Source organism: Ruminococcus difficilis, from assembly GCF_016680995.1.
The window spans coordinates 27,523-39,301 of record NZ_JAEQMG010000143.1 but is presented as its reverse complement, the minus strand read 5'-3'; the positions used below and the strand labels follow the sequence as shown (position 1 = coordinate 39,301).

Sequence of the window (11,779 nt, the reverse complement as noted above, 5' to 3'; positions counted from 1 at the left end):
ATGGCTTAATGACCCGCCCCGATATGAGCATAAAAGTGGAGCGTAAGCTTCACGATATGCGAATATTGGGTAGAATTGTGGAAGTACGAAGTACGGAACAATTCGTATGGCATCTTTTGCCCCCAACATCATAAGTATTTGTGTCTGTTTTTAGATTTCCAGGTTCCCATGCCATGAGTATACTATAATTTCTGATTTTTGGCTACCTTAACCCACCGTCTAAAGCCAGTGGGATTGCGGTAGCCTTATTTCAAATCTTCATAAAAAAGTAAGAAAGATAAACAACATTAATGCAAAATGTAAAAGTAATGTAAAAGTTGCCTTCGAAATATTGAAATGTACTACAGGATATAGTAGACTTGTGGGAACAAAGCAGTACTCCAGAGTACCGTATGATTCTGCCGCAGCAGATAAAAAAGGACGGTACTTTTTTGGAAAACGAATCAGGGGAGAGAAAAGGGGAAAGGCAATGATGAAGGACAAAAAAGAGGATTTAAAGGGGAAAATGTGGTATTTTCTCCTGTACACAGGTGGATTTCTGGCGGCAGCCATTCTGATGCTGCTGATTTTTCGAAAGGAAAACGCATCCTTTACCAAAATGGCGGACGGTGTTGCACAGCATTATGCAGTGCTGATGTGGATTCGTAATACGCTGCGGCAGTTTTTACATGGAAATTTTGCATTGCCGATGGTTGATTTTTCGGTTGGACAGGGGTTTGATGTGATCGGGACGCTGAACTATTACGGCGTTGGGGATCCCGTCAATTTGCTGACCGTATTTTTTGCGGATAACCATCTGGATCAGATGTATATGTTTCTGATTCTGTTTCGGATGTATCTTTCAGGCCTTACTTTTTCTTATTATTGCAGCACGGCCGGGATTCAAAGAAAAGCCTCCGTACTGTGTGGTTCCTGGCTGTATGTATTTTGCAGTTTTGCACTGATGGGCGGGATGAAGCATCCACTGTTTTTAAATGGTATGCTGTATCTGCCGCTGCTGCTTTCCGGAACGGAGAAAGTCCTGCAAAAGAAAAGCATCTGCTTTTTAAGCGTATCGGTGGCACTTGCCTTTATGAGCAACTACTATTTCATGTACATGAACACCATACTGTGCGGCATTTATCTGTGTGTACGGCTTTTCGGACATTATCGGGAATACGGAATCAGAAAGATCCTACTGCTGATCTTAAAAATGGCGGCGGCGTGGATCTGGGGTGTATGCCTTGGAGCAGTGATCATTCTGCCGTCCGTCTATGCCTTTCTTCACAATGCAAGAGTAGACACTGCGGTGGAAGAGGCACAGAACTTTTACAGCATTGCACACTACCGGAAAATGATCCTCGGATTTTTCCAGACACTTCCGATGACGAACGGCTGGACAGTACATGGAACGGCGATCGGCGGTCTTGCCGGTGTGTTGATGCTCTTTACGTCAAAAAAAAGGAGTCGGGAAAATTGCCAGCTGAAGATCGGATTTGTTGTGCTGCTTGTGCTGCTCTGTATTCCGTTTGGCGGAAAAATGATGAATGGTTTTGCTTATGTGACAAACCGCTGGAGTTACGGCATGGCATTTTTATGTGCCCTGATGGCAGCACAGGCGGTTGCAGATTTAAAAGAACAGAATACAAAAATATTCCTGATCCTTGGAGTGGCAGCGGGCATCCTTGCTGCAGCATTATCCGCATCGAACGGAAAAGCCATGCGATATGCGATCGCAGCTCTTGCAGTGACCGTTCTGGCATTTGCACTTGGAGCGATTCTGGAGCGAAAGCAGAGAAAAAGACTGGCGGGATGTCTGGTGTCTTTCGTTGTGTTTGCCGGTGTCTGCTGCAATCTCATCACCTTCTTTACACCGGTCGGATATTCTTATGCCGCACGTTTTACAAAAAGAGGCGTGTCGGAGTCTGTGTTACTGAACCGTGCCGTAAAAAATGTGCAGAATGCAAAGCTTGCGGAAGACGGATTTTACAGGGTGGAACTGCCGTCCTCCCTGTATAACTGCTCGCTGGCAGCAAAGATCAATACAACGGAGTTTTATTACAGTGTGATCCCGAAATCCATGAAAGATCTCTATGTTTCACTTGGAATGGCAAAATATGAACGTCCGAATGTCATGCATGGACTTGAAAACCGGCAGATTCTCAAAAATATGCTCTGTGTCCGTTATCAGTCTGACAAAAAAAGGATCACGGTCAATGAGGATGCTCTGCCGGTCGGTTATACTTATGATAAGATCATGCACAAAGAGGATTATGACAGCCTTACACCGCTTGAGCGGCAGGCAGCACTTCTGGAGTATGCCGTTTTAGATGACGATGCTGAAAAAATCCTGGAAAAACAGGGGAAGACTTTTGAAAGAGGAAAGCGTCCTTCTGATGGTGCTGTTATAGGTGGAAATCTGAAAATTACAGGAGCGGATCGGGCATCCTGGAAAGATGGAACGTTAAAAGGGAAAAAACAAGGCAGAATGAAACTGAAGTTTCAGACAGAAGAGAAGTCAGAGACTTATCTGGTGTTGAAAGGCCTGTCCTCCAGATCGAAGGTAAGAAAAAAGCAGATTCTTTTTGTGAAAAGCAAAAAAGCAAGGTTTGAAATCCCGATGTGTGCGGTGAGCAATGAAAAAGAGATGAACCGGGACTTTATTGCAGTCAATCTCGGAGTTGCACAGATGGGAACCTGCAGCCTGTGTTTTCACAAATCGCATACTTACAAACTGAACGATATGGAGATCCAGGGGATTTCCGAAAGCTTTATCAAAGAACAGACAAAAGAGCGGCGAGAAGAATCTATGACGGAGGTAAAACAGAGTACAAACCGCATCAGCGGGAAAATTTCTGTTTCCGAAGATAAAATTTTGCAGCTGGCGGTTCCATACAGCAAGGGATGGCACATTTTTGTTGATGGAAAAAAAGCAAAATCTTTCGCCAGTAGTGTTGCTTATACCGGGATCTTTCTTGAAAAAGGGGAGCATACGGTCGAAATGCATTATATCAGCCCATGGATCATTCTCGGTACGGTGCTGAGTGTGGCGGCATGGATCTGGATGGCACTGTCTTTTGCCGTAAAAAAGAGAAGAATTTCGGTAGATAAGAGAATAAAATAGTTCAGATTTTTGAAAAAGTGGCTATTTGTCGTAAGGAAAATGACGGATAGCCGCTTTTTTTGTTGTTATTAAGGTTGAAATCTGTACCAAAATGCATTATCATATAGAATTAAAGCGGTAAAGTTTCAAGAGAAAAAACAAGAACAATACTTTACCAGGATGTATGCAGAGATATGCAGGCATATGCAAAACTGCAGATGAGAACGGAGGAAAAGGATATGAGTTACAACATCGCAGTCATTCCAGGCGACGGTATCGGACCGGAAATCGTGCGTGAAGCACAGAAAGTGCTGGATGCAGCAGGAAAAAAATATGGTTTTGAATTAAAATATACAGAAGTTTTAATGGGAGGAGCATCCATCGATGTTCATGGTGTGCCTCTGACAGATGAGGCGATCGCAACCGCAAAAGCAAGCGATGCCGTTCTGATGGGCTCCATCGGCGGAGATGCAAAGACCTCCCCGTGGTACAAACTGGCACCGAACCTTCGTCCGGAGGCAGGACTCTTAAAAATCCGCAAAGAGCTGAATCTGTTTGCAAACTTAAGACCGGCGTACCTGTACGAAGAATTAAAAGAGGCCTGCCCGCTGCGTGATGATATCATCGGTGACGGTTTTGATATGATGATCATGCGTGAGCTGACCGGCGGTCTGTATTTCGGAGAGCGTCACACAACCGAGGAGAACGGAGTACGCAAAGCCGTTGATACACTTTCTTATGATGAGAATGAGATCCGCCGTATCGCTGTCCGTGGATTTGACATTGCAAGAAAACGCCGCCATAAAGTAACCAGTGTGGATAAGGCAAACGTTCTGGATTCTTCCAGACTGTGGAGATCCGTTGTGGAAGACGTTGCAAAAGATTACCCGGATGTCACACTGGAGCATATGCTGGTAGACAACTGTGCCATGCAGCTGGTGCGTGACCCGAAACAGTTCGATGTCATCCTGACCGAGAATATGTTCGGAGATATCCTTTCCGATGAGGCAAGTATGGTGACCGGTTCTATCGGAATGCTCTCTTCCGCCAGCCTGAATGAAACAAAATTCGGTCTGTATGAGCCAAGCCACGGTTCTGCACCGGATATCGCAGGCAAAGATCTGGCAAACCCGATCGCTACGATCCTTTCCGCTGCCATGATGCTGCGTTTCTCACTGGATCTGGATGAAGCGGCAGATGCGATCGAAGCAGCGGTAAAACAGGTACTCAAAGACGGATACCGCACAGGCGATATCATGTCGGAAGGATGCACAAAAGTCGGAACCGTTCAGATGGGAGATCTGATTGCAGAACGCGTATAAAACCGAATCCGGCATCATATAAATGGAGGTATGTTACAATGAAAAGTGATAATGTAAAAAAAGGGATCCAGCAGGCACCGCACCGTTCTCTGTTCAATGCTCTTGGCATGACAAAGGAAGAGATGGAGCGTCCGTTAGTTGGTATCGTAAGTTCTTATAATGAAATCGTTCCGGGTCATATGAATCTGGATAAAATCGTCAATGCAGTAAAACAGGGTGTTGCCATGGCAGGCGGTACACCGGTGGTATTCCCGGCGATCGCAGTCTGCGACGGTATTGCCATGGGTCATATCGGTATGAAATATTCTCTGGTAACAAGAGATCTGATCGCAGATTCTACCGAGGCAATGGCACTGGCACATCAGTTCGATGCCATGGTCATGGTTCCGAACTGTGACAAGAATGTACCGGGACTTCTGATGGCAGCCGCACGTATCAATGTGCCGACCGTATTTGTAAGCGGCGGCCCGATGCTGGCAGGTCATGTGAAGGGACGCAAACGCAGCCTTTCCAGTATGTTTGAGGCAGTCGGAGAATACTCTGCCGGCAAACTGACTGCAGACGATGTATGTGAATTCGAAGAAAAAGTATGTCCGACCTGTGGCTCCTGCTCCGGTATGTACACTGCAAACAGCATGAACTGCCTGACAGAAGTACTTGGTATGGGACTTCGTGGAAACGGAACCATTCCGGCTGTATATTCCGAGCGTATCCGTCTTGCAAAACATGCAGGTATGCAGGTTATGGAAATGTACCGTCAGAATATCCGTCCACGCGACATTATGACAGAGGATGCAATTTTAAATGCTCTGACCGTGGATATGGCACTGGGATGTTCTACAAACAGCATGTTGCATTTGCCAGCGATTGCACATGAAATCGGCATGGATTTCGATATCACATTTGCAAATGAGATCAGTGCAAAGACACCGAACCTCTGCCACCTGGCACCGGCAGGCCCGACCTATATGGAGGATCTGAATGAAGCCGGCGGTGTTTATGCCGTTATGAATGAATTAAATAAACTTGGTCTGCTGCACACCGACTGCATGACCGTTACCGGAAAGACCGTAGGCGAGAATATCAAAGACTGCGTAAACTTAAATCCGGAAGTCATCCGCCCGGTAGAAAATCCGTACAGCAAGACCGGCGGACTGGCTGTCCTGACCGGAAATCTGGCACCGGACGGAAGTGTTGTAAAACGTTCTGCCGTTGTGCCTGAAATGATGGTACATGAAGGTCCGGCAAGAGTCTTTGAATGTGAGGAAGATGCATGTGAGGCTATTCTCTCCGGAAGGATCAAAGAAGGCGATGTTGTCGTGATCCGTTACGAAGGACCAAAAGGCGGTCCTGGTATGAGAGAAATGCTGAATCCGACTTCTGAGATCGCAGGTATGGGACTTGGTTCCACGGTTGCCCTGATCACAGACGGCCGTTTCAGCGGTGCGTCCAGAGGAGCTTCCATCGGTCACGTATCACCGGAAGCAGCAGTCGGCGGTCCGATCGCACTGGTAAAAGAAGGCGATATCATCAAGATCAACATTCCGGAAAACAGACTGGAACTGGCTGTTTCTGATGAAGAGCTGGCAAGAAGAAAAGCTGGCTGGACACCGAGAGAGCCGAAGGTAAAGACCGGCTATCTGGCACGTTACGCTTCTATGGTAACTTCCGGTAACAGAGGAGCTATTCTTGTTTCAGAAAAATAATTCTGAAACAAGAATGGAAGCTCCGCAGGATCGCACTGCGGTGGTGCAGAATTATGTCGCAAAGGCGGGCCACCGCAGACGGAGAATGTGCCGGAGCACATTCTATACCTGGGCAAAATAAGAGAAACATAACAGTAAGGAAAGTAAAGGTGAGGATAGCAGGATGAAGTTAAATGGTTCAGAAATCGTAATCGAGTGCCTGAAAGAGCAGGGCGTAGACACTGTTTTCGGTTATCCGGGCGGCACGATTTTAAATGTATACGATGCATTATATAAACATGGTTCAGAGATCAATCATATCTTAACATCCCATGAGCAGGGTGCTGCTCATGCGGCAGACGGATATGCGAGAGCAACCGGAAAAGTCGGCGTATGTATGGCAACTTCCGGTCCCGGAGCCACGAATCTGGTAACCGGTATTGCAACCGCATATATGGATTCAATCCCAATGGTTGCCATCACAGCGAACGTAGCCGTTCCGCTGCTTGGAAGAGACAGTTTCCAGGAAATTGATATCACAGGTGTAACGATGCCGATCACAAAGCATAACTATATTGTAAAAGACATCACAAAACTGGCAGATACCATCCGTGAAGCATTTCGCATTGCACAGGAAGGCAGACCGGGTCCTGTTCTGGTTGATATCACAAAAGACGTGACCGCAGCAGAGACTGAGTATGTAAAAGAAGAGCCGATCCCGGTAGAACGCAGCACACAGTATATCAAAGAAAAAGATCTGGAACAGGCGATTGAGCTGATCAATGAGAGTGAAAAGCCGTTTGTATTTGTCGGCGGAGGTGCTGTGATATCCGGAGCTTCCAAGGAACTGATGGAGTTTGTGAAAAAGATAGACGCACCGGTTGCAGACAGCCTGATGGGAAAAGGTGCTTTTGACGGCACCGATGAGCTTTACATGGGTATGCTGGGTATGCACGGAACAAAAGCATCCAACTTAGGTGTAACAAAATGTGATCTGCTGATCACGGTCGGTTCCCGGTTCAGTGACCGTGTCATCGGAAATGCCAGCCGTTTTGCAAAAAATGCCAAAATTCTCCAGATTGATGTCGATCCGGCAGAAATCAACAAAAACATTCAGGTAGACTGCAGTATTATCGGAGATCTCAAAGAAGTGCTGACACGTCTCAATCAGAGAATTGAAAAACATGAGCATAAAGAATGGATCAAAGAGATTGAGACAATCTCCGAAGAGCATCCTCTGAAATACAATGAAGAAGGTCTGACCGGTCCGTATGTGATCGAGCAGATCTATAAAGTAACCGAAGGAAATGCCATCATCACAACCGATGTCGGACAGCATCAGATGTGGGCTGCACAGTATTATCGTTACAAAGATCCGCGTACCTTCCTGTCATCCGGCGGACTTGGCACCATGGGTTATGGTGTCGGTGCTGCAATCGGAGCCAAAGTGGGCAGACCGGATAAAGTGGTACTGAACATCGCCGGAGACGGATGTTTCCGTATGAACATGAATGAGATTGCAACCGCAGCCCGATACAACATCCCGATCATTCAGGTTGTCATTAATAACCATGTGCTCGGTATGGTTCGCCAGTGGCAGACACTGTTCTACGGAAAACGTTATTCACAGACCATTCTGAATGACGGTGTGGATTTTGTGAAAGTGGCAGAAGCACTTGGTGCAGAAGGCATCCGTGTAACGAAAAAAGAAGAAGTTGCACCGGCTGTTGAAAAAGCGATCGCACTTGGCAAACCGGTTGTGCTCGACTGTGTGATCGACTGCGACGACAAAGTATTTCCGATGGTTCCGGCAGGTGCCCCGATTGAAGATACATTTGATCAGGACGATCTGAATAAAGAAGCATAAATTCGGTTCTGCAAGCCTTTTTCCAGAACTTGGAAAAAGGCTTGACTAATTTTTAACAAGGTACTATAGTAAAGTGTAGAAAATAAGTGCTGATATCTGGCGGAGTTTTGAAAACAGGCATCAGCACTTGCTATAAAACTCATCACACAACAAAGTGAGAAGTCAAGGAGGATATGAAAGTGAGCAGAGTGTACAATTTTTCAGCAGGTCCGGCCGTATTACCGGAAGAAGTATTAAAAGAAGCAGCAGCAGAAATGCTGGATTACAAGGGCTGTGGTATGTCCGTTATGGAAATGAGTCACCGCTCACAGGTCTTTGACGATATTATCAAAGAAGCAGAGCAGGATCTGCGTGATCTGATGCATATTCCGGATAACTATAAAGTGCTGTTCCTGCAGGGCGGTGCTTCACAGCAGTTTGCTATGATTCCTATGAATCTGATGAAAAACAAAGTTGCAGATTATATCGTAACAGGACAGTGGGCAAAAAAAGCATATCAGGAGGCACAGAAATACGGAAAAGTAAACAAGATCGCAACTTCTGAAGATAAGACATTCTCCTACATTCCGGATTGCTCCGATCTGCCGGTCAGCCCGGATGCAGACTATGTATATATTTGTGAGAACAACACCATTTATGGTACAAAATTCAAAACACTGCCGAATACAAAAGGCAAGACACTGGTAGCAGACGTTTCTTCCTGCTTCCTGTCAGAGCCGGTCGATGTCACAAAATACGGCATCATTTACGGCGGTGTTCAGAAAAACATCGGACCGGCAGGCATGGTGATCTCCATTATCCGCGAAGATCTGATCACGGATGAGGTACTGGAAGGTACACCGACCATGCTGAAATTTAAGACACATGCCGATGCAGGTTCTCTGTACAATACACCGAACTGCTACTGCATTTATATGTGCGGCAAGGTATTCAAATGGCTGAAAAAGATGGGCGGTCTGGAAGTCATGAAAGAACGCAACGAAAAGAAAGCAAAACTGCTCTACGATTATCTTGACAGCAGCAAGCTGTTCAAAGGAACGGTAGAAAAAGATTCCCGCTCTCTGATGAACGTTCCGTTTGTCACAGGTGACAAAGACCTGGATGCAAAATTTGTAAAAGAAGCAAAAGAAGCCGGACTTGAAAACCTGAAAGGTCATCGTACCGTTGGCGGTATGCGTGCAAGTATCTACAATGCAATGCCATATGAAGGTGTGGAAGCACTGGTAGCATTTATGAAGAAATTTGAAGAGGAGAATCTGTAAAATGAAATATACATGCTTAAACCCGATCGCTTCTGTAGGACTGGATCAGTTCACAGAAGGTTACGAAAAAACAGAAAAAATGGAAGATGCAGACGCAGTGCTGGTAAGAAGTGCTGCCATGCATGATCTGGAGCTGCCGGATGGTCTGTATGCAGTTGCACGTGCCGGTGCCGGTGTCAACAACATTCCGCTGGATAAATGTGCAGAAAAAGGTATCGTTGTATTTAACACACCGGGAGCCAATGCAAACGGCGTAAAAGAGCTGGTGATCGCAGGCATGCTGCTGGCTTCCCGTGATATCATCGGCGGTGTGGAATGGGCAAAATCCGAAGCCGGAAGCGAAGATATCGCAAAAAAGGCAGAAAAAGAAAAGAAGAAATTTGCAGGATGCGAACTGATGGGCAAAAAGCTTGGTATCATCGGACTTGGTGCGATCGGTATCCAGGTGGCAAACGTGGCAGAATGTCTGGGTATGGATGTATATGGTTATGATCCGTACATTTCTGTTGATGCGGCATGGAAACTTTCCAAAGGCGTAAAACACATCAAAGATGTGGACGATATTTACCGTACTTGCGATTATATTACGATCCATGTACCGCTGCTGGATTCCACCAGAAAGATGATCAATCAGGATGCAATCGATCTGATGAAAGAAAATGTCGTGATCCTGAACTTTGCACGTGATATGCTGGTAGATGAAGAGGCTGTTGTAAAAGCCCTCAAAGAAGGAAAAGTAAAGAAATATGTCTGCGATTTCCCGAATACCACAACCGCAGGTGTGGAAAATGCGATCATCATCCCTCATCTGGGTGCATCCACCGCAGAATCGGAAGACAACTGTGCAAAGATGGCAGTTCAGGAACTGATGGAATACCTGGAAAAAGGAAATATCATCAATTCTGTAAACTATCCGAACTGCAGTCTGGGCGAGTGCACACATGCAAACCGTATTGCGATCAACCACCGCAACGTAAAGAACATGCTGGGACAGTTTACCGACATTTTTGCAACATCTGATATCAACATCGCAAACATGGTAAACAAGAGCAAAGGCGATTATGCATACTCTCTGTTTGATCTGGACAGCGTGGCATCCGAAGAAGTACTGGATAAGATCCGTGCAGTCGAAGGTGTGCTGAGAGTCAGAGTGATCAAATAAAAAACAAAAGAATAAGAAAAACAAGAGGACAAAAGGCTGTTGCAGTTTTCTGCTTCAGCCTTTTTCAGTACGGAAGAGGCGGCTCATAAACCGAAACGCCCGGACCGTGCAGAGATGGAGGAATGATTATGGCAGAGATCAGAACATTTTGTGCTGTACATCCGGCAGAAGGACTTGCATCTAAACTCGCAGCTCTTCCTTATGATGTCTACAGCCGTGACGAGGCAAGAGAACAGGTAAAAAAAGCACCGGAAAGCTTTCTGGCGATCGACCGCCCGGAGACCCAGTTCCCAAAAGATCAGGATATGTATGCACCGGAAGTCTATCAGAAAGCACATGATATGTTAGAGGAATGGATCAAAAGAGGCTCCTTTGTGCAGGATCAGCAGAAATGTTACTATCTGTATGAACTGACGATGGATGGAAGGTCACAGACCGGTCTTGTGACATGTGCCTCGATTGACGATTATTTAAACGGTGTGATCAAAAAGCATGAAAATACAAGGGCAGAAAAAGAGCAGGACCGTATCCGACACGTCGATACCTGCAATGCACAGACCGGACCGATCTTTCTTGCCTACCGCAAAGATCAGACGATCGCAGAGGTGACAGCAAAAGTAAAACAGCAGAAACCGATGTTTGCGTTTGTCTCGGAAGATGGCATCGGACATAAAGGCTGGAGAGTGGATGCAAAAGAGGATATTGCAATAATTGCAGATACATTTGCAAAAATAGATAAAATTTATATCGCAGACGGACATCACAGGGCAGCATCGGCAGTCAAAGTAGGGCAGCTTCGCAGAAAACAGCATCCGGATTATGACGGCAGCGAAGAATTCAATTATTTTCTGTCGGTATTATTCCCGGATGAGGAACTTTACGTTATGGATTACAATCGTGTCGTCCTGGATCTGAACGGACAGACAAGAGAAGGATTTCTGAAAAACGCAGCGAAAATTTTTGATGTACAACCGGTAAATGCGGCATATCATCCGCAGAAAAAGGGTACTTTTGGCATGTATCTTAGCGGTCAGTGGTATCAGCTTACGGCAAAGGCAGATCTTACAAAAGACGATCCGGTGGAAGGTCTGGATGTCGCTTATCTGCAAAGAGAATTTTTGCAGCCATATCTGGATATCCAGGATCCGAAAACATCAAAACGCATCAGGTATGTGGGCGGGATCCGCGGACTTTCCGAGCTGGAGCGTATGGTCGATCATGTAAAAGAGACGCAGCAGAAAGATGCGGTGGCTTTTTCCATGTATCCGACTTCCATGGCAGAATTGTTTGCCGTAGCCGATGCCGGCATGCTGATGCCGCCGAAATCCACATGGTTTGAGCCAAAACTTCGGAGCGGACTGTTTCTGCATATGTTATAATTTTTTTGCTTTTTTACTGT

The 11,779-nt window shown here is 46.0% G+C and carries 7 protein-coding genes; all 7 read left to right on the top strand.

Annotation, left to right across the window (positions count from 1 at the left end; genetic code table 11):
• Positions 1-469: 469 nt before the first annotated feature.
• The 7 genes from JKK62_RS13285 (at position 470) to JKK62_RS13255 (ending at position 11,759) form a co-directional block, all read left to right on the top strand.
• Positions 470-3,103, top strand: coding sequence for a YfhO family protein (locus JKK62_RS13285; RefSeq protein WP_201428302.1), 2,634 nt, complete (start codon positions 470-472; stop codon positions 3,101-3,103).
• A gap of 218 nt (positions 3,104-3,321) precedes the next feature.
• Positions 3,322-4,404, top strand: coding sequence for a 3-isopropylmalate dehydrogenase (gene leuB / locus JKK62_RS13280; protein WP_147631073.1), 1,083 nt, complete (start codon positions 3,322-3,324; stop codon positions 4,402-4,404).
• Between the two features lie 38 nt (positions 4,405-4,442).
• Positions 4,443-6,110 (top strand): dihydroxy-acid dehydratase, encoded by a 1,668-nt coding sequence (gene ilvD / locus JKK62_RS13275; RefSeq protein ID WP_201428301.1) that lies wholly within the window; start codon positions 4,443-4,445, stop codon positions 6,108-6,110.
• 163 nt (positions 6,111-6,273) lie between these two features.
• Positions 6,274-7,956, top strand: a complete 1,683-nt coding sequence (ilvB, locus tag JKK62_RS13270) for a biosynthetic-type acetolactate synthase large subunit (protein ID WP_201428300.1) — start codon at positions 6,274-6,276, stop codon at positions 7,954-7,956.
• A 179-nt stretch (positions 7,957-8,135) separates the two neighbouring features.
• Entirely contained in the window at positions 8,136-9,218 is a 1,083-nt protein-coding gene (gene serC / locus JKK62_RS13265) for a 3-phosphoserine/phosphohydroxythreonine transaminase (protein ID WP_147631074.1), read from the top strand.
• Between the two features lies 1 nt (position 9,219).
• Positions 9,220-10,380, top strand: coding sequence for a phosphoglycerate dehydrogenase (locus tag JKK62_RS13260; protein WP_022118789.1), 1,161 nt, complete (start codon positions 9,220-9,222; stop codon positions 10,378-10,380).
• Between the two features lie 128 nt (positions 10,381-10,508).
• Positions 10,509-11,759, top strand: coding sequence for a DUF1015 domain-containing protein (locus JKK62_RS13255; RefSeq protein ID WP_201428299.1), 1,251 nt, complete (start codon positions 10,509-10,511; stop codon positions 11,757-11,759).
• The last annotated feature ends 20 nt before the right edge of the window (positions 11,760-11,779 follow it).